Origin of the sequence: Bradyrhizobium sp. GCM10028915 (genome assembly GCF_042666195.1) — a bacterium.
Taxonomy (GTDB): domain Bacteria; phylum Pseudomonadota; class Alphaproteobacteria; order Rhizobiales; family Xanthobacteraceae; genus Bradyrhizobium; species Bradyrhizobium canariense_D.
In genome coordinates this window covers 140,683-165,062 of sequence record NZ_JBHTFN010000011.1, presented here as the reverse complement: position 1 = coordinate 165,062, position 24,380 = coordinate 140,683, and the positions used below count along the sequence as shown (strand labels likewise).

The 24,380-nt window shown below is 63.1% G+C and carries 17 protein-coding genes; 7 read left to right on the top strand and 10 right to left on the bottom strand.

What is annotated here, in order from left to right; translation table 11 throughout:
• Window positions 1-46: 46 nt before the first annotated feature.
• Window positions 47-817 carry a helix-turn-helix transcriptional regulator gene (locus ACFQX9_RS09055; protein ID WP_007598058.1) on the bottom strand — a complete coding sequence of 257 codons (771 nt, stop codon included), beginning with the start codon at window positions 815-817 and terminating at the stop codon, window positions 47-49.
• 183 nt (window positions 818-1,000) lie between these two features.
• Between ACFQX9_RS09055 and ACFQX9_RS09050 the strand changes: the two genes are divergently transcribed.
• The 5 genes from ACFQX9_RS09050 (at window position 1,001) to ACFQX9_RS09030 (ending at window position 8,521) form a co-directional block, all read left to right on the top strand.
• Window positions 1,001-3,262, top strand: a complete 2,262-nt coding sequence (locus ACFQX9_RS09050) for a marine proteobacterial sortase target protein (protein ID WP_377787859.1) — start codon at window positions 1,001-1,003, stop codon at window positions 3,260-3,262.
• Between the two features lie 189 nt (window positions 3,263-3,451).
• Window positions 3,452-4,021, top strand: coding sequence for a class GN sortase (locus ACFQX9_RS09045; protein ID WP_085348665.1), 570 nt, complete (start codon window positions 3,452-3,454; stop codon window positions 4,019-4,021).
• A gap of 151 nt (window positions 4,022-4,172) precedes the next feature.
• Complete coding sequence (locus ACFQX9_RS09040) at window positions 4,173-5,153, top strand: glycosyltransferase family 2 protein (protein ID WP_377787855.1); 981 nt, start codon at window positions 4,173-4,175, stop codon at window positions 5,151-5,153.
• A gap of 159 nt (window positions 5,154-5,312) precedes the next feature.
• Window positions 5,313-7,532 carry an acetate--CoA ligase family protein gene (locus ACFQX9_RS09035; RefSeq protein ID WP_377787852.1) on the top strand — a complete coding sequence of 740 codons (2,220 nt, stop codon included), beginning with the start codon at window positions 5,313-5,315 and terminating at the stop codon, window positions 7,530-7,532.
• A 158-nt stretch (window positions 7,533-7,690) separates the two neighbouring features.
• Window positions 7,691-8,521, top strand: coding sequence for an MlaD family protein (locus ACFQX9_RS09030; RefSeq protein WP_377787849.1), 831 nt, complete (start codon window positions 7,691-7,693; stop codon window positions 8,519-8,521).
• A gap of 3 nt (window positions 8,522-8,524) precedes the next feature.
• Here the strand turns inward: ACFQX9_RS09030 and ACFQX9_RS09025 are convergent, their stop codons facing one another.
• The 9 genes from ACFQX9_RS09025 to urtA form a co-directional block, all read right to left on the bottom strand.
• Window positions 8,525-11,644: an autotransporter domain-containing protein gene (locus ACFQX9_RS09025; protein WP_377787846.1), complete on the bottom strand. Its 3,120-nt coding sequence runs from the start codon at window positions 11,642-11,644 to the stop codon at window positions 8,525-8,527.
• A gap of 303 nt (window positions 11,645-11,947) precedes the next feature.
• Window positions 11,948-12,988: an aliphatic amidase gene (locus tag ACFQX9_RS09020; protein ID WP_085348669.1), complete on the bottom strand. Its 1,041-nt coding sequence runs from the start codon at window positions 12,986-12,988 to the stop codon at window positions 11,948-11,950.
• A gap of 40 nt (window positions 12,989-13,028) precedes the next feature.
• Entirely contained in the window at window positions 13,029-13,403 is a 375-nt protein-coding gene (locus ACFQX9_RS09015; RefSeq protein WP_018455946.1) for a zinc ribbon domain-containing protein, read from the bottom strand.
• Window positions 13,404-13,493: 90 nt separating this feature from the next.
• Complete coding sequence (gene fmdA, locus ACFQX9_RS09010; protein WP_377787841.1) at window positions 13,494-14,723, bottom strand: formamidase; 1,230 nt, start codon at window positions 14,721-14,723, stop codon at window positions 13,494-13,496.
• 27 nt (window positions 14,724-14,750) lie between these two features.
• Window positions 14,751-15,440, bottom strand: a complete 690-nt coding sequence (urtE, locus tag ACFQX9_RS09005) for an urea ABC transporter ATP-binding subunit UrtE (protein WP_027514532.1) — start codon at window positions 15,438-15,440, stop codon at window positions 14,751-14,753.
• Window positions 15,441-15,451: 11 nt separating this feature from the next.
• Window positions 15,452-16,207, bottom strand: coding sequence for an urea ABC transporter ATP-binding protein UrtD (gene urtD, locus ACFQX9_RS09000; RefSeq protein WP_018455944.1), 756 nt, complete (start codon window positions 16,205-16,207; stop codon window positions 15,452-15,454).
• Between the two features lie 118 nt (window positions 16,208-16,325).
• Complete coding sequence (urtC, locus tag ACFQX9_RS08995; RefSeq protein WP_018455943.1) at window positions 16,326-17,465, bottom strand: urea ABC transporter permease subunit UrtC; 1,140 nt, start codon at window positions 17,463-17,465, stop codon at window positions 16,326-16,328.
• A 17-nt stretch (window positions 17,466-17,482) separates the two neighbouring features.
• Entirely contained in the window at window positions 17,483-18,409 is a 927-nt protein-coding gene (gene urtB, locus ACFQX9_RS08990; RefSeq protein ID WP_018455942.1) for an urea ABC transporter permease subunit UrtB, read from the bottom strand.
• 148 nt (window positions 18,410-18,557) lie between these two features.
• Window positions 18,558-19,817 carry an urea ABC transporter substrate-binding protein gene (urtA, locus tag ACFQX9_RS08985; RefSeq protein WP_018455941.1) on the bottom strand — a complete coding sequence of 420 codons (1,260 nt, stop codon included), beginning with the start codon at window positions 19,815-19,817 and terminating at the stop codon, window positions 18,558-18,560.
• Window positions 19,818-19,992: 175 nt separating this feature from the next.
• Here urtA and ACFQX9_RS08980 point away from each other — a divergent pair, with 175 nt between their 5' ends.
• Together ACFQX9_RS08980 and ACFQX9_RS08975 are read left to right on the top strand one after the other, a co-directional pair.
• Window positions 19,993-23,364, top strand: a complete 3,372-nt coding sequence (locus ACFQX9_RS08980) for an ATP-binding protein (protein ID WP_377787884.1) — start codon at window positions 19,993-19,995, stop codon at window positions 23,362-23,364.
• Window positions 23,348-24,277 (top strand): response regulator, encoded by a 930-nt coding sequence (locus tag ACFQX9_RS08975; protein WP_007598081.1) that lies wholly within the window; start codon window positions 23,348-23,350, stop codon window positions 24,275-24,277. Before ACFQX9_RS08980 ends, ACFQX9_RS08975 begins: the two co-directional genes overlap by 17 nt.
• The last annotated feature ends 103 nt before the right edge of the window (window positions 24,278-24,380 follow it).

Genomic DNA, 24,380 nt, shown 5'->3' with positions numbered 1-24,380 from the left:
TCCCCTTATAGACGCATGCTCGTCATTCCGGATAATTTCTTGCGGGCTATACCGACAGAAACAGCGCGAACGATTCTTCCACCGTTCGGCGCAGATGCTTTTGGTACAATTCGTGGTTAGCATCGCCGGGCGCGACCCGACCCAGCGAGGGCTTCGCGAAGTTTCGGAGCGGCACATAAGCGATCGGCGCTGCGATCGGCGTCAGCTGCGAGCCGGGACCGGCGCGGAGCGTCGAGATGATCCCGTACATCTCGCCGGCGACCGTCGGCCGCGACACAGTGATCACGCGATGCTGGCCGTGCTTGATGATGACGAGATAGATGAAGCCGGACTGATGCGGCACGGCGACCTCGCCGGTGTGTTCATAGGCGGCATCGGTCCGCTCGCCCTCGCGGAACACCAGTGAAGAGACCTTCGGCTCCCAGACGATCTCGGTGCGGTAGGCGAAGATCGCGTCCTTGTCGCCGAACGACGGTCGCAGCGTGATGTAGACGTCCTCGAGCCACGTCACCGCGCGATGGGCATAGGAGCCGAGGCTGTCGGGCGCGACATCGTTTGCGGCCGGAGGCGTCACTACGGCGGCGCTTCTGCGCAGGGAGACGCCCAGCGCCTGCTCCAGCCGCACCGTGGTCGCCAGCGTGAACGGCCGTCGGCCGCCGAGCACCTTCTCCAGCGTCGACAGGCTGAGCTTGGCCTGCTCGGCCAGCGCCTGCCGGGAGATCCGGCGCCTGGCGAGCTCCTCGCGAATGGTCTCCGCGATCTCGCGGCTCTGCTCGTCCGACAGCTGCTTGTCGGTGAATTTGTCCTGCGTCTGCATCGTGGCCCTGCTCCAGGACGACATCCTAGCAGGACGGACAAACCAGCACAAAACCGCACTTCGCCATCTCGGAGGCGGCGGGCCGGGCCGGCCGTGGCGGAACATTGCCGATCATTCTGCTCGCGAAATCGGGCCGTCCCGGCGGATGCTCGGGGCCAGCAAACATGCTCGGGAGCAGGCCAAATGGATACCTATGACACGACGGACAGCAACGAACACCCTTGGCTGGGCAGACTGATCGTGGTCGGACTGTTCCTTCTGGCGCATGGCATCGCGGTGATGCTGGTCGCCTTCGTGGCCCTGCTGGTGAGCTTCGAGCCGGGCTGGTCGGCGACGACGGAGCCGGCCAGCCTGCTCCAGCCCGGCGATGCCAAATCCGGGTCTCTCCTCCTCAAGGAGGATGGCGCCTACACGGAAGCGATCCGCCTCGGCATCGACGTCGACATCACGGTGTCGGGCCCGACACTGCGAGCACGAGTCACCCAAATCTTTCGCAACCCGACCAAGGACTGGGTCGAGGCCACCTATGTCTATCCGCTCCCCGCGGGCGGCGCCGTCGATTCGCTGAAGATGGTGGTCGGCAACCGCGTCATCGTCGGGGACATCAAGGAGCGGCAACAGGCGCGCATGATCTACGAAGAGGCGCGCCGCGCCGGCCAGAAGGCCGCGCTCACCGAACAGGAGCGGCCGAACATCTTCACCAACTCGGTCGCCAATATCGGCCCCGGCGAAACCGTGCTGGTGCAGATCGAATATCAGGAGCCGGTGCATCAATCCGGCAACGAATATTCGCTGCGCCTGCCGCTGGTGGTCGGGCCGCGCTACAATCCGGCGCCGATCGTCCAGAGCGTCGATTTCCGCAACGATGGCTCCGGCTGGGGCGCGACCAACTCGGACCCGGTGCCGGACCGCGACCGCATCTCGCCGCCCGTGCTGGATCCCGCCAGGAATGCACCGGTCAATCCGACCAGCATCACGGTGCGTCTGAACGCCGGCTTTGCGCTCGGCGAGGTCACGAGCCCCCATCATAACGTCAAGGTCGCGAGCCCGGACAATACGATGCGAATCGTCTCGCTTGCCGACGGTGCCGTGGCTGCCGACCGCGATTTCGAACTGACCTGGAAGCCAGCGGCCGTGAAGGCGCCGTCGGTCGGCTTATTTCGCGAGCGCGTCGGCGACGCCGATTATTTGCTTGCCTTTGTCACCCCGCCCGCCGCCGAGCAGGCGACGCAGAAGCCGCGGCCGCGCGAGGTGATATTCGTGATCGACAATTCCGGCTCGATGGGCGGCACGTCGATCGTTCAGGCCAAGGCGAGCCTCACCTACGCGCTCTCCCGTCTCCAGCCGACCGACCGTTTCAACGTCATCCGTTTCGACGATACCATGGACGTGCTGTTTCCGGTCTCCGTCGCGGCGGATGCCGAGCGTGTCGGTGAAGCCACCTCGTTCGTCAGCGCGCTGCAGGCGCGTGGCGGCACCGAGATGGTGCCGGCGATGCGGGCCGCGCTGACCGACAAGCTTGGCGACGCCGGCATGGTTCGCCAGGTCGTATTCCTGACCGACGGTGCGATCGGAAACGAGCAGCAATTGTTCGAAACGATCACGGCGATGCGCGGCCGCTCGCGCGTGTTCATGGTCGGCATCGGGTCGGCGCCCAACACCTATCTGATGACGCGCGCCGCCGAGCTCGGCCGCGGTGCCTTCACCCATATCGGCTCCGTCGAGCAGGTCGAGGAGCGTATGCGCGGCCTGTTTGCCAAGCTCGAGAACCCGGCCGTGACCGGGCTGAGCGTAAAGTTCTCCGAAGCGAAGGCCGACGTCACACCGACGATCATTCCCGACGTCTATCGCGACGAGCCGCTGGTGCTGGCGGCAAAGCTCGACACGCTTGCGGGCTCGGTCGAAATCAAGGGCCGCGTCGGTGACCGCCCATGGTCGGTGACGCTGCCGCTGCAAAATACGGCCGAAGGCAACGGCCTGTCGAAGCTTTGGGCCAAGCGCAAGATCGCCGATGCCGAAGTGGCGCGCACCCTGCGCGAAATGACGCCCGAAGACTCGGACAAGGCAATCCTGGCACTGGCGCTCGACCATCAGATCGTCACGCGGCTCACCAGCCTCGTCGCGGTCGACAAGACGCCGAGCCGTCCCGAAGGCGAGCCGCTCAAGCCCAGCGAATCGCCGATCAACCTGCCGGCCGGTTGGGATTTCGCGAAGGTCTTTGGCGAACGACAGCAGGTCCCAGCGCAGCTCCGCGAGCGTCACGCCGATGCACGCAACCAGCCGGCCACGAGGCGACCGACGCCCGCTGCACCGGATGCGATCCGCCTGCCCAAGACCGCGACCTCGGCCGAGCTGAAAATGACCGCAGGCCTGATCTTGGTCGTGCTCGCCCTGATCCTGTTCGTGTTCAAGCGGCGTCAGTCCTTGCTCACTGACGCCGCTTGAGAGAGGAGCCCCCCGAACTCCTCTGTTAGCGCGCGCGGCTGCCCGTCCCACACACCAACGGCCGCGCGCGCCTTTTTGAACTCGCCCTCTCACCTTCGTCATTGCAAGCGAAGCATCCAGAAACTCATCCACGGAGACAGTCTGGATTGCTTCGTCGCTTCGCTCCCCGCAATGACGGGAATTAGTACAATGCCGCGCATCATCTCTCCCCTCGCTCTCGCCCTGATCGGCATCATCCTGTTCGGCGACGGCGCCTACATCCATGCCAAAGCATGGCTCGCGCAGGTGCTGCTGGAGCGCGCATTCGACCAGAGCGTTGCGACCGGCGAAGTGGTCAGGCCATGGTCATGGGCCGATACTTGGCCGGTTGCGCGAATCGAGGTGAGGCGGATCGGCGCCCGCGCGATCGTACTGGAAGGCGCGAGCGGCCAGGCGCTCGCTTTCGGGCCCGGCCATATCCGCCAAACGGCTGACGCGGGCGAGCGGGGCGTTGCCGTATATGCAGCGCACCGCGACACTCATTTCCGTTTCCTGCGGAATGTCGCCATTGGTGACCTGATCGACGTCACACGCAGTGATGGCAAGCACTTTCGTTTTCGCGCGGATTCCTCCGCTGTGGTTCGCTTCGATGCCTCGGGGATCGATCCTGCGGCACGGGCAGCCGAACTCGTGCTCGCGACCTGCTGGCCGTTCGACGCCGTCGCGTCCGGCCCCGAGCGCTACATCCTGCATGCTACCCTGATCGGCACTGATGAATAGCGGTTCGCAATCGATCCGCACCCCCCTCTTGAATCCGCCCGACCTGTAGGGACAATGCCGCTCGATGGAACCCCTGAACCGGCGCCGTCGACCGCAGACCCATCAGAATGGCCTATTGAGCATTTCCGCTGTAATTTGCGAGAAGACGGTGATGGATGAGGAGTTCAGGCAGCGTCTCGAACAGCTGGAAAGCCGCGTCGCGCTCCTGGAGAGGAACCAGGATCTTATCGCCGCCGGGCAAAGACGCTCCTCGCTTCGGAGCCTCTGGCGCCGCCCGCCGATGTGGACCTTCGAGCAATATCCGCCGCGCCTGCTCAACCTGACGGCTTTCCCGCGAGCTCCTGCGATCCATCCGGGCGCGCCCAGAATCGCGATGGTCACTCCGAGCTACAACCATGCGCAATATCTCGGCGCCACGATCGACAGCATCGTCAGCCAGAACTATCCGGACCTGTATTATCACGTGCAGGACGGCGCCTCGATCGACGGCACGCTCGGTCTCCTGAAGAGGCGCGGCGATAGCCTGAGCTGGAGCAGCGAACCGGACAAGGGGCAATCCAGCGCCATCAATCTCGGCTTCGTCGGCGCCGAGAGCGAGATCATGGCCTATCTCAACAGCGACGACGTGCTGCTGCCCGGGACACTTGCGTATGTCGCAAATTACTTCATCGCACATCCGCGTGTCGACGTCGTCTACGGCCATCGCGTCTTCATCGATCGCGAGGGACTCGAGGTCGGCCGCGCCGTGCTCCCGCCTCATGACGGCAAGGCGTTGCGATATGCCGACTACATTCCGCAAGAGACGATGTTCTGGCGCAAGCGCGTGTGGGACAGGATCGGGCCGATCGACGAGAGCTTACACTACGCGATGGACTGGGACTTCATCCTGCGGGCGCAAGCCGCAGGATTCAAATTCGCACGCTTGCCGCGATTTCTCGCCTGCTTCCGAATCCATGACGCACAAAAGACGGCATCGACCTATGCGGTCGGCGTCAGGGAGATGGGCATCCTGCGGCGACGCATTCTCGGCTTCGAACCGACACAGATGCAGATCCGGCGCGCCATCGCTCCTTATCTGACGAAGCAGCTGGCCTATCACTACGCCTACAAGCTCGGCATCCTGCGATACTGAACCACGGCGCGAGCAGTGATCCCAAAATGTCGATCACCAGGGCTTGGCGCGCGCTCATTCCACCGCACGGCATACCCGCCCACGTGGTTGCCAGTCCGAAGAACTCGCCATAGAACAGAGTGACGCACCGCCAACAAGAACAACAGGTGAGGTCACACCATGGAAGCTCGCGTATCTGCCGCCTCAGCTTCATCGCGCCCATGGTCTCCGCCGCCCGATGCCAGCGACATCGTCAAGGGCATCCACGCCATGCTGCATCCGCGCAACATCGTGCTGGTGGGCGCGACCGACAAGCCCGGCAACTATGCCGAGCGCATCTGGAACAATTTGGTCAAATACGGCTACGAGGGCGGGCTCTATCCCGTCAATTCCAAGCGCGACACCATCTGGGGTGTCCCCTGCTACAAGGACTTTGCAAGCCTCCCGGAGAAGCCCGACCACGTGCTGGTGCTGGTGCCGGCGCGCTTTGCCGTGCAGGTGATCCGCGATGCCGCCGCGGCCGGCGCGCGCTCGGCCACCATCGTCACCTCGGGCTTCAGCGAGTTGCAGGACGAGGAAAGCCAGAAGCTCGCCGCCGAACTGCAAGCAGCCGTGCGCGAGACGGGATTGGCGGTCACCGGCCCGAACTGCCTCGGCAATTTGAGCGCGGGCGAAAAGCTCTTCACCAATATCGACGACCGTATCGTCACCATGGAACAGGGCGCGGTGGCGATTGCCGGGCAATCCGGCGCCATCGTCATGGCGATCCGCCAGGCCCTGGAAGATCGCGGCGTCGGGGTCGGCTACATGGTGACGACCGGCAACGAGGCCGGGCTCGAGACGCCGGACCTGATGCGCTATTTCGCCGAGGATCCTAGCATCAAGGTGATCGTGGTCTACCTCGAAGGCGTGCGCAACACCAAGGCATTCCGGGACGCCTGCAAGGCGGCGCGCGCCGCGAGCAAACCGGTGATCGCGCTCAAGCTCGGAGCGTCCGAGGGCGGCCGCGCGGCGGCGATGGCACATACCGGCGCGCTCGCGGGCTCGATCGAGACCTTCGACGCCATTGCAACGCGCGAAGGGGTCATCAGGGTCGGCGGGCTCGACGAGCTGATCGAGACCACCGAATGTTTCGTCCACGCCGCAGTGCCCAGGGGCGACCGGCTCGCCGCAGTGACGCTATCCGGCGGCAAGCGCGGCATGCTGATCGACGCCTTCGATGCAGAAGGCCTGAATTTTGCACCACTCAGCTCGCATGTCGGCTCGGAGCTGGCAAAGATGCTCGGGCCGGGCTCGATCGTCGGCAACCCGCTCGACGCCGGCTTTGCCGCGGTGGTCGATCCCTCCGTCTACATGAAATCGATCGGGCTGATGATCGACGACCCCGATATCGACATCGTCATCATCGATGCCGAGCTGCCGAAAGCGCCGCACGAGCTGCGCGAGCGCAATCTGCGCATCGTCGACGAGATGGCGAGCCGGGCCGGCAAGCCGGTGATCTATATCAGCGCGATGTCGATCGGCTTCACGGAGTTCACCAAGACCTTGCGCAAGTCGCTGCCGCATCTCGCGGTCATGCAGGGCATGGATCGCGCGGTGACTGCGATCAAGTCGCTGCTCGACTACGCCAAGCTGCGCAAGGAAGTGCCTGATATCGTCTCCAGCTCGAAGCCTGCAGCGCGCGCCGTGCTTGAGAAGGCGCTGAAATCGGCAATTGGCGCCGCGCTCGACGAGGTCGCCTCCAAGAAGCTGCTGAAGGCCTATGGCATCCCGATCTCGAAGGAGGCAATCGCACAGACGGCAGCCGAGGCCGTGAAGATCGCCAAGCAGATCGGCTTCCCCGTCGTGGCCAAAGTCGTCAGCGCCGAGATCCTGCACAAATCAGATATCGGCGGCGTGGTGCTGAATCTCAACAACCCGGCCGCGGTGAAGAAGGCGTTCGCCGACATCACCGCGCGGGTGAGCAAGCTGGAGGGCAAGCCGAAGCTCGACGGCATCCTGATCGCGCAACAGGTGAAGGCCGATCTGGAACTGGTGGTCGGCGCCTCCCTCGATGCCGAGATGGGCCCGGTCGTGCTGTTCGGCACCGGCGGCATCGACATCGAGCTGATGAAGGACGTCGCGCTCGCCGGCGCGCCGCTGGACGAGGCTGAGGCTCGACTCCTGATCGGCCGCACCAAGGCCGGCATCAAGATGCGCGGCTATCGGGGCAAACCGGCCTTGCACGAGGCCTCCGCGGTGAAGGCGCTGGTCGGCCTGTCCAACCTGATCGCGGATGCTGGCGACCGGATCGCCTCGATCGACGTCAATCCGTTCCTGATCAATGCCAAAACAGGCGTCGCCGTCGATGCCCTGATCGTGCTGAACAATGCTGCGGCCAAGAACACCGCCGGGCATTGATGTCGCTGAGGGCGGTTTAGCGCGGCGTAATCCGCCAATCCTTGCGACAAAACGCGAGAGGAAGTGGCGGGTTACGCTTCCCTAACTCGCCCATCCTATTATTGCGGCCACGCCATCATCCTTCCAACTTCCCCGCTTTGGCCGTAAAATCATCCCGCATGGCACGCGCGAGCAATCTGGTGATCGGAACGGCGACGCTGGCGGTGATCGCCGTGGCGTTCGGCGGCGTGCTCGGCGTGCAGAAATGGCGCACCCTCCAGAGCCGCAGCCAGTTGCGCGTGGTATTCGAGGGGGGCTCCGCCAGCGGATTGCGCCGCGGCGGACCGGTCAATTTCGATGGCGTCCCCGCCGGCCAAATCCTGTCGATCAAGCTGGACAATCCGCGCAAGGTCGTGGCCCTGGTGATGCTCGACAATACCGCGCCGATACGCAAGGACACCGTCGCGGGCATCGAGTTCCAGGGCCTCACCGGCGTCGCCGCGGTCTCGCTGATCGGCGGCGCGCCCTCGGCGCCGCCAGTGCCGCTGGACTCCGACGGCGTCCCCGTGCTGACCGCCGATCTCAGCGATGCCGAATCGATCGTCGACACCCTGCATAGCGTCGACCGTACGATCGTCAGCAACGCCCCGGCGATCAAGGAAGGCCTGCGCACGTTCGAGAACTACACCGCCGATCTCCGGAGCAAGGGCGGCGAAATCGACTCCGTCATGGCCAAGGTCGACAGCGCCTTCGCGGGCTTCGACAAGGCGGTCACAAAGATCGAAGGCGTGGTGCCCGGCTTTGCCGACGGCAAGGCGGATGAAATGTTTGAAAAGATCCAGGGATTGCACGAACTCGCCGACACCATGAAAAAGAAATCGGCGAACTTCCTCGATGACATCCGTCGCTCGCTGCTCGACGTCAGCGAAGCCGCCAACAAGATGAGCGGGACACCCACACCGGCCGCCGCTCCGCGACCGCCCCGCAAGCCGGCGCAGCAGAAACGGTAGCGCCTACCACGCGTAGCGGACGACGCCCTTGCCGGCGTAAGAGCGGGTGACGTTCGAGAACTCGCCCTCGAAAGTCGCCGACGCAGACCAGCCGTTCATCCAGCTCATCTGCACCGCCGCTGTGGTCAGCGCGGCATCGTGCGCTTGGGCGGCGCCGTTCACCACGAACGCCGATCCCGGCAACGTTTGGAAGACCGCACCGATGGTGCGATCCGGATTGTAGTCATGCGCCCAGGCGACGCGGCCGCGCAAGGTTATCAGGCCGCCGGCTGCGGCAAAGGACTTGTCCGCGCGCAGGCCGAGTTCGGTGCGGGTGCTGGTCACGTCCTTGGCGGCATAATTCAGCGCGAAGACGTTGCTGCCGACCACAGCGAACTCCGAATAGCTCGGAAGGCTGAACACGGTGGCCTGGAGCGCCGCATAGGGGGTGAGGCCGATCCACTGCCAGGCATAGCGATAGCCGCCCTCGACACGGCCCGAGAGCGCGTTGGCGTTGAACTGCGCACGCAACTGATCCACGCCGGCGGCGGTGACGATGCGATTGGTCGTGACGTCCTGCCAGCCATAGGCCAGCGCGGCCGTGACATAGGCCGGTCCTGCGTTGTGACGCACGAAGGCGCCGGCCTGGAACAAATCCGAGCGGCCCCAGCCGAGCCCGTTGACATTGAAGCCGGTGCCGCCGCCGGCGAGCGCAAAACCTACGATCGTCGACGGCGAGAAGCGATAATCCAGACCAACCGCCGTGCCGTACACGCTGCTGGTGGCGTTGTTCGAGCCAAGCGCCGCATTGCCGTCAGTCGCCTGCGAGCCGCCATAGCCGGCGGCCCAGACGTCCCAGCGCTGCTCGAATGTCAGCGGCGGTGCCTTGCGGTAGATCGAAGCAAGGGCGTCGCTGGCGTTCTTGCGGGTCGCGGCATAGGCAGTCGCGTTCGTCTCGTCGGCATAGCGCGTCGCGCCCGGTGCGCCGCCGCGTCCCGCGCTGAAGACGTCGGTCAACAAGCCGATAAATTGGTTCATCGCATTGAACGTCGTCTGCTGCGATCCCGTCCCTGATTCGCCGGAGGCTTGCGTCAGTCCCGTCGGCGAGAGATTCGCCAGCACCACGGGAAGGCTGCCGGTGTTGTCGAAGTAGTGCGTCAGAATGTTGGCGACATTCTGCTGGTTGATATTGAGGCCGCCGCCATAGCCCAGCGCGAGATCCAGGAAGACGTTGTTGGGGTCGTAGCTCAGGGTCGCATGCAGGTTCGACGACAAACCCGCGACGACCGGATTGAAGCTGTCGGGCAGCGTGCCCGCGTTCAGGATCGTGTAGTGCTTCGCGATCGAGCCGGTCGGTACGACGACGACCGTGGCACCGGCGAGCGTCGCCGTTCCCGTGACGACCGCGACGCCGTTGCTGGTGCCCGAGACCTGCACCATGTAGTGCGACGCCGACGTAAACGAGAGATCACCGGACACGTTGAGCGTCCCAGTGGGACTGCCCGGTGCTAGCGTGCCGCCGTTGACGGAGATGGAGCTTCCGACCGTGCCGACGCCACCGAACGTGCCGCCGGCCGCGACACTCACATTGCCATTGATGGTGCCGGCCAGCGTGAGCGTGCCGCCCAGCACGTTCCAGTCCTGATTACCCGTGCCGGTCACCGTCCAGGTCGAATTGTCGACCTTGTTGAAGGTCGAGAAGCCGTCATACTGAAGAAGGGGACCGATCAGGTCGAGGTTGAACGTATCCTTGCCGATGCCTCCGAGCTGGAACGTGTCGACGCCAGTGCCGAGCACCAGGCCGTTGATGATGCTGCCGGGTCCTAGCGTCAGCGTGTTGGGGCCGCAGACACAAAACTCGATTGCAGCGATTCCGGCCGCAGCGTTGATGGTCCCGGAGTTGAAGACGTTGGCCCCGCCGCTCACGCTGATGCCGACGCCGCCAGCACCGACGGTGATGGTTCCGGTATTGACAACGTGGTTTGTCGTTGTGAACGAGCTGACGTCGATGCCGAAGCCGGAATCGCCGACCGTGATCGTACCTCTGTTGATGATGGTGTTGGAATCACCGAGAGCTACGATGCCCTCGGCGAAATCGGCCCCTGTGATCCGTCCATTGTTGCTGATCGTGGAGGACAGGCCCGTAAACGCGATGCCCGCACCGCCCAGACCCACGCTGATCGTCCCGTTTTGGTTGATCGCGACCCGATTGCCCTGCACCGCAATGCCGGCGGACGTGCCATCGCCCGACTTGATCGAGCCACTATTGGTGACCTTGGCGTCATCACCGAACAAGGCGATGCCGGCACCAAAGTCGCCGGCCGTGATTGCGCCGAAATTGCTGACGATTTGAAAACTACCCTGCATAAAGATGCCAGCGGCACCCTGCCCGACCGAAATCGTGCCGGTGGCGGTGTTGGTGACCGTGTTGTTATCCATGGTCGCAACGATGCCGCCGGAGAAGCCGGAGGAATCGCCGACCTTGATCGCGCCTGCATTGGTCACGGTCGTGCCACCGAACGAAGCGAAAATCCCGATTGAATCATCGAGTCCGGTGATCGTGCCCGTCGCGGCGTTGGTGATCGTGTTGCTCTGGACCGCGAAGATGCCCGCGCCCGACGCGCCGATGGACAGCGCACCGCTGTTGCTAACGCTATTGTTGTTTCCTACCGAGATCGCGCTGCCGTGGTCGCCGGTGGTGACGGTCCCGGCATTGATGATGATGTTGTGATCGAGCGCGGAGATACCGAGGCCGTTATCAAGCACCGTGATGGCGCCGTTGTTGGTCACGGTGTTCGAATTGCCGCCATTGATGCCGGTGAGGCCCGAGCCCGCCGCCACCGTGCCATTGTTAGTGATGACGTTGGTGTCATTGACGTTGATCGCCGCCGTGCCGTTATCGTTGACGCTGGCGCCAGTCAGCACATTTACGGTCAGATTGGTGACGCCGCCGCTTGCCGCAAAGCCGTCGGCATCGGTGCCGCTACAGGTGACGGTCTGCCCGCTTGCCGCCGGGTCGGGCGCGCAGTCCGCCTGCGCAGGTGTCGCCGATAGGCCGAGGCTGAGAACGACCGCCACGACAGACGAAGCGACCGCGGCAAGGCGCCGCCCAATCCGACCAGCCCTCGGCGGCCCAAATTCCACTTTGATGCCCTCAGTCCAGCGCTCCCCAGCGGCGCCGCCGGCAAACTAGGCCGCCGGGCCCCTCCGTGGAACTACGGAATCGGCGGAATCGCTGGGGGACAGCAAAACCGGACTGATTCAGCGGACCATGTTGCACCAGAGGCACGCTTTTCCGGCGCAGCCTGGTCGATCCACGACGTTTGCGTGTTCGGTTCGGTCGCAATATTGACCGTCGTTCACATCAATGACTGATCATCTGGGGCGGCGCCGCGTCCCAACGGGAGCGAGCGGCACGCCTTCACACACACTGATTTGGGCAACGGCTTAGTAATTGGTGGGCGCCGCTTCATTCGGGATGCCGTCGATCGGGCATTCGGCGGTACCGGGCGTCGCGCGCGTCATCGCCTCGACCATGTCCCGGGTGCCTTCGGGATCGGCGATCCAGTTCTTGTAGAAATCATAGGGGCAGACGGCGAGGCCGCGCGGGCTTTCGCCGGAATTGATCATGCCGGTGTAGCCGCGGTGGACCAGCTTGTAGAGATGGTTCTGCGACTGGCCGTTGCGGCGCGCATCGCGGATCAGATGCTTCGACAGCTGGGCATATTGGATGCCGTAGTCCTCCTCGCCGCACTCGCCGAGGGTGCGGCCGTCGAAACCGATGATCGCGGAGTGACCGAAGTAAGAATAGACGCCGTCGAAGCCGGCAGCGTTGGCGACCGCGACATAGACATTATTGGCCCATGCCATCGCTTTTGAAATCAGGATCTGCTGCTCCTTGGCCGGATACATGTAGCCCTGGCAGCGCACGATCAGCTCGGCCCCCTTCATGGCGCAGTCGCGCCAGATCTCCGGGAAGTTGCCGTCGTCGCAGATGATCAGGCTGACCTTCATCCCTTTCGGGCCGTCGGAGACATAGGTGCAATTGCCGGGATACCAGCCCTCGATCGGCACCCACGGCATGATCTTGCGGTACTTCTGCACGATGTCACCCTTGTCGTTCATCAGGATCAGGGTGTTGTAGGGCGCCTTGTGCGGATGCTCCTCGTGGCGTTCGCCGGTGAGCGAGAACACGCCCCACACCTTGGCCTTGCGGCAGGCCTCCGCAAAAATCGCGGTCTCTTCACCGGGCACCGCGCAAGCGGTCTCATACATCTCCTTGGATTCGTACATGATGCCCTGGGTGGAGTATTCCGGGAAAATCACTAGGTCCATGCCGGGAAGGCCGGTCTTCATGCCCACCACCATGTCGGCGATCTTGCGGGCGTTGTCGAGCACCTCGGCCTTGGTGTGCAGGCGCGGCATCTTATAGTTGACCACCGCGACGCCGACGGTGTCGTTGCTGCTGGAGATGTCACCGTGAAGCATTTGAATTGCTCCTCTACTCTGTTTGAGATTGCCGCGTGAATCAGTGACTGATCATCCAGGGCCGCGCGGTGGGAAAACCCTTGGCACCGCTCCTGGTCTTGGTCACCAGCCGCGCCGGCTTGTTCTTATCCGGCGCGTTCTTTGACGAATTCTTGCCCGTGGAGCAGCAGCCGCAACCGGGGCCATGCGAGGCCTTGTATTGCGCCAGCGTCTGCGGCGCGTGCGTGCTGCGCTCGTTGGCGGCGTGAGCCTTGCGCGTCTCCGACGGCATGCAGAAGAAGTTCGGGGCGGTCAGAATCACGCGGGGCGCCATGATTTCACATTGCGGACAGGCTTGCGGATCGTCGCATTCGGCCATCGGGCGCATATCCTTGAACGGACCGCAATCGTCACAGAGATATTCATAGACCGGCATCGCATCATCCCTACGCTGTTGTCTGTGAGAGAACTGTCGCGGCGGATGCGGGGCGGCAGATACGCCGTCTCGCATCCGGTCGCGCAGGGATTACTTGTCCGGCGATATCGGCATCTGGATATCGCCCTTGATGTGCTTGATCGGACCTGCCGAGGACGGCATCACCTCGAAGTCGAAGATTTCCGTCGGCAGCCATAATGTGGCACAGGCATTGGGCACGTCGACGACGCCGGAGATGTGCCCCTGAACCGGTGCCGTACCAAGGATCGAATAGGCCTGGGCGCCGGAGTAGCCGAACTTCTTCAGATATTCGATCGCATTCAGGCAGGCCTGGCGGTAGGCGATGGTGACGTCGAGATAGTGCTGCTTGCCGGCCTCGTCGACCGAGATGCCTTCGAAGATCAGATAGTCCTTGTAGTTCGGTGTGATCGGCGACGGCTTGAAGATCGGATTCTTGACGCCGTACTTCGCCATGCCGTCCTTGATCACCTCGACCTTCAGATGCAGCCAGCCGGCCATCTCGATCGCACCGCAGAAGGTGATCTCGCCGTCGCCCTGACTGAAGTGGAGATCGCCCATCGAGAGACCGGCGCCGGGCACGTAGACCGGGAAGTAGATCTTCGAGCCGCGCGAAAGGTCCTTGATGTCGCAATTGCCGCCATGCTCCCGCGGCGGCACGGTGCGCGCGCCTTCGGCTCCGATCTTGTCCTTGACCTCGCCCTTGGCGCGGCCGCCATGAGCGGTCGGCGCGAACGGCGGATTGGCGAGGCCGGGCACACGGGTCGGATTGGTTGCGATCAGCTCGGCCTCGCGCTTGTTCCAGGTGTCCAGCATCTTCGGATCGGGGAGACAGCCGATCAGGCCGGGATGGATCAGGCCGGCGAAGTTGACGCCCGGAATATGCCGCGACGAGGTGTAGAGACCCTTGATGTCCCAGATCGACTTCTGCGCCAGCGGGAAATGATCCGTAAGAAATCCGCCGCCGTTCTGCTTGGAGAAGAAGCCGTTGAAGCCCCACATGCTCTCCTTCATCGGGCCAACGTCGAGCAGGTCGACGACGAGGAGGTCACCGGGCTCGGCGCCCTTGACGCCGATCGGGCCGGAGAGGAAGTGCACGATCGACAGATCGATGTCGCGCACGTCGTCGGCGGAATCGTTGTTCTTGATGAAACCGCCGGTCCAGTCATAAGTCTCGATGATGAAGTCGTCGCCGGGATTGACCCAGGCCACGATCGGAATGTCGGGGTGCCAGCGGTTATGCACCATGTCATTTTCATAGGCCGACTTGGTGAGATCGACCTTGATCAGTGTCTCTGGCATCGAGAAGCTCCCCTTTTACACGGTTGGTTAGACGGACAGATATTTCGAGACCTGCGCGGCATCGACGGCGTCGCGCGGATCATCACGGACGATCTCGCCGTTCTCGATCACCAGCACACGGTCGGCGATATCGAGCGCGAAGCTCAGGACCTGCTCGGACACGACGATTGAAAGCCCCTTCTCGTCGCGGATGCGCTTGAGCGTGCGCGCCATCTCCTTGATGATCGACGGCTGGATACCTTCGGTCGGCTCGTCGAGCAGCAGCACTTTTGGCTTGGTCGCCAGCGCACGAGCGATCGCGAGTTGTTGCTGCTGGCCGCCGGAGAGATTGCCGCCACGGCGGTCCTTCATCTCCAGCAGCACCGGAAACAGTTCGTAGATGTCACCGGGCACTTCGGTTCCGCCGGAGACCACGAGGCCGGTCTCGATGTTCTCCTTCACCGTCATGGTAGAAAAGATCATGCGGCCTTGCGGCACATAGGCGAGCCCCTTGGCCACCCGCTCGTAGCTCGGCAGGCTGCCGAGCTCGGCGCCGTCCATGGTCACCGAGCCACTCTTGGCCGGCAGGATCCCCATCAGCGATTTCATCAGCGTGGTTTTGCCCATGCCGTTGCGACCCATGATCGCCACGATCTCGTTGGGCGCGACTTTGACGTTGAGCCCGTGCAGCACCTCGCTCTGGCCGTAGGCGACGTGAAGATCAGAAATAGCCAGCATCGTCGCGCTCCTTAGTGACCGAGATAAACTTCGACGACCTTGGGATCGTTCTTCACCTTTTCCATGGTGCCTTCCGAGAGGATCTGGCCCTGGTGAAGCACGGTGACCTTGTGCGCGATGTCCTCGACGAACTTCATGTCGTGCTCGATCACGAGCACCGAGCGGTTTTTGATGATGCGGTTGAGCAGCTCGGCGGTCTTGGTGCGTTCGGACACGCTCATGCCGGCGACGGGCTCGTCCAGCATCAGCAGGTCAGGATCCTGAATCAGCAGCATGCCGATCTCGAGCCATTGCTTCTGGCCATGACTGAGCTCGGAGGCATAGGTGTTGAGCTTGTCCTTGAGGAAGATCATCTCGGCAACCTCTCCGACGCGTGACCTCACCAGCTGGTCACGCTGGAACGTGAGTGAGCCGAATACGGTGCGGCCGCGCGGAAACGAGATCTCGAGATTCTCGAACACGGTGAGGTCTTCGAACACCGACGGCGTCTGGAACTTGCGGCCGACGCCGGCCTTGACGATCTCGTTCTCCTTCAGCTTGGTCAGCTCGGTCCCGCGAAACTGGATCGAGCCTTCGGTCGCCTTGGTCTTGCCGCAAATCAGGTCGAGCACCGTGGTCTTGCCGGCCCCATTGGGGCCGATGATGACGCGGATCTCGTTCTCCTCGACGTAAAACGAGAGATCGTTGACGGCCTTGAAGCCGTCGAAGGAAACCGTCAGCCCGGAGACCGCGAGCAGGAATTCCTTGGGCTGATGACCGACGAGCATGATCTATCTCCTCACTGCCAGCGTGGCATCGGCATCGCGATGACCGACGAGCATGACCTATCTCCTCACTGCCAGCATGGCATCGGCATCGTGATGACCAACGAGCATGATGGTCTCCTCACTCTGCTGGTGCGCCGTCGGCAACCGAATTGTCGCTCCAGCCCGGCTTCTTGCGCGAGGCGAAAAGGCGGTCGACGCGCGGCTGCACATAGTCGGCCCAGAGCCCCGACAGGCCGTTCGGGAAAGCGAGCACGACCGCGATGAACAGCGCGCCGAGACCAAACAGCCAGAGTTGCGGAAAGGATTCCGACAGGCTGGTCTTGGCGAAGTTCACCAGAATGGCCCCCCATATCGCGCCAAAGATCGACATCCGTCCGCCGACCGCGGTGTAGATCACCATCTCGATCGACGGCACGATGCCGACAAAGGACGGCGACATGAAACCGACATTGAGCGCGAACATGGCCCCGCCGATCGCGGCGAAAACCGCGGCCATACAGAACGCAAAGATCTTGAAGTTGGCGACGCTGTAGCCGGAGAAGCGGACGCGGTCCTCCTGTTCGCGCATAGCCACCAGGATGCGGCCGAGCTTGGTCAGGCGGATGAACTGCGCGATGCCGATGCAGGCGAACAGCAGCACCACTTCGACGAAGTACAAGATGACCTTGGCGTGGTCGGGCCGGATGTCCCATCCCTTGAGGGTGCGCAGGTCGGTCATGCCGTTGATGCCGCCGGTGTAGCCCTGCTGGCCCACGATCAGGATGGTGAGGATGGCCGCCACCGCCTGGGTGATGATGGCAAAGTAGGTGCCGCCCACGCGCCGCTTGAACATCGCAGTGCCGATGATCAGCGCGAAGATGCCGGGGACCAAGATGATGGCGAGGATGGTGAAGGCGAGACTGTGAAACGGCTGCCAGAACAGTGGCAGTGACGTGATCTGATTCCAGTCCATGAAGTCCGGGATGCCTGGCGTCGACTGGATTTTGGTATTTTCGACGCTGGAGGCCTCCAGCTTGAGGAACATCGCCATGCAATAGCCGCCGAGGCCGAAGAACACGCCCTGCCCCAGACTGAGAATGCCGCCGTAGCCCCAGCACAGCACGAGACCGAGCGCGACGAAGGCGTAGGTCAGATACTTCGCGACGAGGTTGAGACGGAACACATCCAGCGAGAGCGGCAGGATCACGAACAGCACGGCGGCCAGCACGAGGAAGCCCATGAGCTCGGATCGATTGAAGAAGCGTGAGTTGATGACCATGACTTGCCTGCTTCTTGTTATTTGCGGACCTTGAGGGCGAAGAGACCCTGCGGCCGCAGCATCAGGATTCCGACAACGGCAAGCAACGTCAGCACCTTAGCCATCGAGCCCGACAGGAAGAACTCGAGGGTGGATTGGGTCTGCGAGATTGAGAAGGCCGATGCGATGGTGCCGAGCAGGCTTGCCGCGCCGCCGAACACGACCACCAGGAACGTATCGACGATGTAGAGCTGTCCGGAGGTCGGCCCGGTCGAGCCGATCATGGTGAAGGCGCTCCCAGCGACACCGGCAATGCCGCAGCCGAGGCCGAAAGTGTAGCGATCCACCTTTTCGGTGTTGATGCCGACGGCACCGGCCATGATGCGGTTCTGCACGACGGCGCGCACCTGTCGACCCCAGCGCGATTTGTACATCACGTAGGCGACGCCGACAGTGATCAGGACGGTGAGGCACATCACGAAGACGCCGTTGATCGGCACTTCGATGCTGTCGGTCACGTGCAGCGAGCCGAGCATCCATTGCGGCAGCTCGACGCCGACCTCGCGCGCGCCGAACACGGAGCGATAGGCCTGTTGCAGGATCAGGCTGAGGCCCCAAGTCGCGAGCAGCGTGTCGAGCGGGCGCTTGTAGAGATGCCGTATCAGCACCCATTCCACCAGCATCCCCAACGCACCGGATGCGACAAAGGCCAGGATCATCGCGAGGAAGAAATAGCCGCTGAACAGGCTCGGCAAATAGGATTGGAAGAAGCTCGAGGTCATCCAGGTGACGTAGGCCCCAAGGATCATGAACTCGCCATGGGCCATGTTGATGACGCCCATCTGGCCGAAGATGATCGCAAGACCCAGCGCCATCAGGACGTAGACGGAGAACAGGATCAGTCCTGCAAAGCCCTGCATGACGAAGATGGAGCCAAGGTCACCAAGCGAGTAGTCGCCGAACATCGATGTCCTCCGTCGGGAAAGGGTCCCGCGTCGCGAGCAGGTTCGCGACGCGGGGGTCTTGGGCGTGGATTTGCGGTCCACGCCAGGGAGAGGTTTTGCCTGAGAGGGAAACGGCGACGAACGCCGTGACTAACTGATAGATCTCGTCTTACTGGTAGCCCTTGGGGAACGGATCCGGCTCGACCAGATCGGCGGTCTCGTAGATCAGTTCGAACTGGCCATCGAGCTTGGCGCGTCCCACCCGGGTCTTCGACCAGAGGTGATGATTTTCGTGGATGCGCACATAGCCTTCCGGAGCGCCCTTGAACTCGATGCCCGGCGACGCCGCCGCGATCTTGTCGATGTCGAAGGAGCCCGCCTTCTCCACCGTCAACTTCCACAGCCACGGGCCGAGATAGGCAGCCTGGGTGACGTCTCCGATCACGGTCTTCTCGCCCCACATCTTCTTGAACGCCGGGACGAAGGTCTTGTTGTTCGGATTGTCGAGCGACTGGAAGTACTTCATGCAGGCATAGGCGCCCGCGATGTTCTCGCCGCCAATGCCGTCGATCTCGTCTTCGGTCACCGAGATCGTGAGCAGCGCCTGCTTGGAGAGGTCGATGCCGGCCGCCTTGAGCTGCTTGTAGAACGCGACGTTCGAGCCGCCGACGACGTCGGTGAAGATCACGTCGGGCTTGGTCAGCTTGATCTTGTTGATGACCGAATTGAACTGCGTATTGCCGAGCGGATAATACTCTTCGCCGACCACCTTGCCCTTCAGCACGTTCTCGACATGCTTGCGCGCAATCTTGTTCGAGGTGCGCGGCCAGATGTAGTCGGAGCCGATGAAGAAGAACGACTTGGCGCCCTTCTCCTTGGCGATCCAGTTCAGGCCGGCGAGGATCTGCTGAGTGGCTTCCTGACCTGTGTAGATCACGTTCTTGGACTGCTCGAGACCTTCGTAGAAGGTCGGGTAATAGAGCATGCCGTTGTACTGCTCCATGACGGGCAGCACGGCCTTGCGGGACGCCGAGGTCCAGCAGCCCATGATCGCCGCGACCTTGTCGTTGACCAGCAGCTTCTTGGCCTTCTCGGCAAAGGTCGGCCAGTCGCTGGCGCCGTCTTCCTGGATGAACTTGATCTTGCGACCGAGCACGCCGCCCATGGCATTGATCTGCTCGATGGCAAGCTTTTCGGCTTCGATCGAGCCGGTCTCGGAGATGGCCATGGTGCCGGTCGCCGAATGCAGGATGCCGACCGTCACCTCGGTGTCGGTGACCGCGAGACCCGTGGTGTTGACTGCCGAGGTCGCTGGGGCCTGCGCAAAAGATGCTCGCGGTAGCATGGTGATGGCCGGCACGGCCGCCATTCCCATCAATAATTTGCGCCGGAGCGGCGATAATAGGCCCTTGTTCGCTTCGTCTGACATGAGCACCCCACTGTTGTTCGAGGACACGCGATTGGTGCCGTGAGGATGGCTCGAATTTGTGCACTGCAAGCATACGCAAGATCGCGTATACTGCACCGCAAAATGACGACGTAGGCTTTTGGTACGGATTTTGCGAGGGGGTCCGGCGCGTTCGGGAGTAGGAGTGGGGGCTGAAGTGGCAGGGCGGCAGCGAATAGATCGCGTCAGGCGCCAGTACAACCAATGGGTCGCCAACCAGACGCTGGAAGACTACGCGCTGCGCTTCACCGCCAAGAGCGCGCGCCGGTGGTCCGCTGCCCGCGTCGCCAACACTGCCCTGGGCGCCATCTCCTTTCTCGCGCTTGAGGCGATCGGCGGCACCATCACCCTGAATTATGGGGTTACCAACGCCACCGCCGCGATCCTCGTCGTCTCCATCATCATCTTCTGCTGCGGCGTCCCGATTGCCTATTATGCCGCCAAATGCGGCATCGACATTGACCTGCTCACCCGCGGCGCCGGCTTCGGTTATATCGGCTCGACCGTCACGTCGCTGATCTACGCCTCCTTCACCTTCATCTTCTTCGCGATCGAAGCGGTCATCCTGGCCACGGCGCTCGAGATGTGCTTCGGCATTCCGCGCCCGATCGGCTATCTCATCAGCGCGGTCGCGATTATCCCGCTTGTCACCTACGGCATCACGCTGATCAGCCGCTTCCAGCTCTGGACGCAGCCGATCTGGATCATCCTGCACATCCTGCCCTTTGCCGCCATCGCCTGGGCCAACCCTTACTCGTTCACGGAGTGGCGCAAATTCGCCGGCGAGCACGGCGACCCCAGCGGACATTTCGATCTGCTGCTGTTCGGCGTAGCATCCTCCGTGGTGTTTTCGCTGGTGGCTCAGATCGGCGAGCAGGTCGACTTCCTCAGGTTTCTGCCGCGCGACCGCCGCACCTCGCGAACGTCGTGGTGGGCCGCCCTGCTGATCGCGGGGCCCGGCTGGATCATCTTCGGCGCGCTGAAATTGCTGCTGGGCTCGTTTCTCGCCTTCTTCGCGCTGAGCCACGGCCTCTCCAGCGAGCTGGCGGCCGAGCCTGCGCACATGTATCTCGAGGCGTTTCGCTACGTGTTGTCGCAGCCGGACATGGCTCTGGCACTCACCGGCGCGTTCGTGATCCTGTCGCAGCTCAAGATCAACGTCACCAACGCCTATGCAGGCTCGATCGCCTGGTCGAACTTCTTCTCGCGTCTCACTCATAGCCATCCGGGCCGGGTCGTCTGGCTGGTGTTCAACGTGATGGTGGCCTTGCTGCTGATGGAGATCGGCGTCTACAAGGCGCTGGAGCAGACGCTCGCGCTCTACTCCAATGTCGCGATCGCCTGGGTCGGTGCGCTGGTCTCTGATCTCGTGGTCAACAAGCCCCTCGGCCTGCGCCCGCCGCAGATGGAGTTCAAGCGCGCCCATCTCTACGACATCAACCCGGTCGGCGTCGGCGCGATGACGATCGCGACCATCGTCTCGATCGCGGCATTCTACGGCCTGTTCGGCTCGACCATGAAAGCGCTCGCGGCCTTCGTCGCGCTGACGGTCGCCTTCGTCACCGCGCCCGTCATCGCCTGGCTCACCGACGGAAAATATTACATCGCGCGCAAGCCGAAGAGGAGTTGGGCCAACATCGAATCGATCCAGTGCTGCATCTGCGAGCACCATTTCGAGCCGGAGGACATGACCTCCTGTCCTGCCTATGCCGGCCCGATCTGCTCGCTATGCTGCTCGCTCGATGCGCGCTGCCACGATTTGTGCAAACCGCATGCGCGCGCGCAGGTGCAGTTCGCCGACGCACTCGCCAGGATCTTGCCGCAGGCCATCTATCAGCGAATCAATTCGCAGTTTGGCCACTACATCGGTGTGTTCGTGGTCTCCGCGGGCCTCGTCGCGCTGGTGCTGGGGCTGATCTACCTCCAGTCCTCGGTCAGCGTGCCCGGCGAGAACATGCTCGTCTCCAACGTGCTCTGGAAGGTGTTCTTCTCGCTCAGCATCATCATCGGCGTCGTGGCCTGGCTGTTCGTGCTGGCGCAGCAGAGCCGACGGGCCGCCGAGGCCGAGACCCGACGCCAGACCACGCTGCTGATTCAGGAGATCGACGCCCACAAGCGCACCGATGCCGAGCTCCAGCGCGCCAAGGAAATCGCAGAATCCGCCAACCTCGCCAAGAGCCGCTACGTGGTGGGCCTGAGCCACGAGCTGCGCTCGCCGCTGAATGCGATCAGCGGCTATGCCCAACTCCTGGAGCAGGACACCACGCTCAACACCAAGCCGCGCGACCAGGTCCGCGTCGTCCGCCGCAGCGCCGATCACCTCTCCGGCCTGATCGACGGCATTCTGGACATCTCCAAGATCGAGGCGGGGCGGCTGTACCTGTCGCGCGACGAGGTGCGCGTGACCGAATTCCTCGACCAGCTCGTCGGCATGTTCCGCCTTCAGGCCGCGGCCAAGAGCATCGACTTCGTGTTCAGGCGGCCGGCGCATTTGCCGGTCGTGGTCTATGCCGACGAGAAGCGGCTGCGCCAGGTGCTGATCAATCTGCTGTCCAACGCGATCAAATTCACCCAGGTCGGCAGTGTGCAGTTCGTGGTGCACTATCGCAGCCCGGTCGCGGAGTTCGAGGTGATCGACACCGGCCCCGGCATCCAGGGCGACGATCTCGAACGCATCTTCGCACCTTTCGAACGTGGCGCGCTCGGTGTCTCGCAGCCGCAGACCGGCACGGGGCTGGGCCTCACCATCAGCCGGTTGCTCGCCGGCGTCATGGGCGGCGACATCAAGGTCTTGAGCACGGTCGGCAGCGGCAGCACGTTCAAGGTCAAGATGCTGCTATCCGAAGTCACCAATCCGCAGCGCATTGCGCCGGTGGAGGCCCCGATCTCGGGCTATCACGGCGCGCGCAAGACCATCCTCATCACCGACGACGATCCCGTGCATCGCGACCTCCTGCGCGAGGTGTTGACCCCACTCGGCTTCATCCTGCTCAGCGCGCCCGACGGGCCTGGCTGCCTGGCGCTAGCCCAGCACTGCCGGCCTGATCTGTTCCTGCTCGATATCTCCATGCCTGGCATGGACGGCTGGACGGTGGCGGAGACGCTGCGCGCCAGCGGCCACCATCAGGCGCGCATCCTGATGGTGTCTGCCAGCGCGCTCGAGGCGCACGGCACACCGCTGGCACAGCCTTTCCACGACGGCTACCTGATGAAGCCGATCGATATTCCCAGGCTTTTGGAAAGTATCCGCCAGCTTCTCAAGGTCGAATGGCAACACGGCTCGGAGGAGATCGCGGTGCCGCTGTGGCGGCCGGAGAGCGGCTCGCGGCCGCCCGTACGACACATCGAGGCTCTGATCGGGCTCGGTCAGATCGGCTACGTCAAGGCTATCCAGTTGAAGCTGGACGAGATCGGCAGTGAGCACCCTGAACATGCCGACTTCGTCGCGGAAATGCGGTCGCTGATCGACCGCTTCGATCTCGGCCAGTACATGGCCACATTGAAGACGTTGCATGCGTATGAGCACTGAGTCGAAAAAGCGCGACGTCGCGCTCGTTGTCGACGACTCCCCGGAGACGCTGCGGCTGCTCACCGACGCGCTCGACAGCGCCGGGATGACGGTGATGGTGGCGCTCGATGGCGCGGCCGCGATGCGTATCGTCGACCAAATCACGCCTGACATCGTGCTGCTCGACGCTGTGATGCCGGGCATGGACGGGTTCGAGACCTGCCGCCGCCTCAAGCGCGATGCGGGCCTTGCCAATGTCCCGGTGATATTCATGACGGGGCTCGCCGAGACCGAGCACATCGTGCGCGGGCTGGAGGCCGGCGGCGTCGACTACGTGACCAAGCCGATCGTGATCGAGGAGATGCTGGCGCGGATCCGCGTTCATCTCGGCAATGCGCGGCTGACGCAAAGCGCACGCGCCGCGCTCGATGTCTCCGGCCGATTCCTGTTCGCGGTCAACCGCCAGGGCAAATTGTTGTGGGCGACCCCGCAGGCGCAGAAGCTGCTGGCGGACCACCACGGCGCGCAGGCCGACGACGATTTCGTCCTGCCGGTATCATTGCTGCAATGGCTGGAGCAGGCGAAGGGCAAGGGCAGCTCGAAGTCGCAGGCGGCTTCCTTGCCCGACAATCCTCAGCTCCGATTGTACTACATGGGCGAGACCGCTCCGAACGAGTTCCTGCTGCGGCTTTCTAGGGAGTCCGGCACCGCGCCGCCACCCGAATTCACCAGCGAGCTTGGCCTCACCACCCGCGAAGGCGAGGTGCTGGCCTGGCTCAGCAAGGGCAAGACCAACCGCGACATCGCGCAGATCTTGGGCTTGAGCCCGCGCACGGTCGACAAGCATCTCGAGCAGATCTACTCCAAGCTTGGAGTCGAGAACCGGACCGCGGCTGCGGCGATTGCAACGAATGCGACAAGAAGGAATTCGTAGTCTTGCTCCGAGTGAGTTGGGATGTGACTCAGCACACCGTGTCGTCCCGGCGAAGGCCGGACCCATAACCCCAGGGAGTGATTTGGCGAAGACTAGTCGTTCG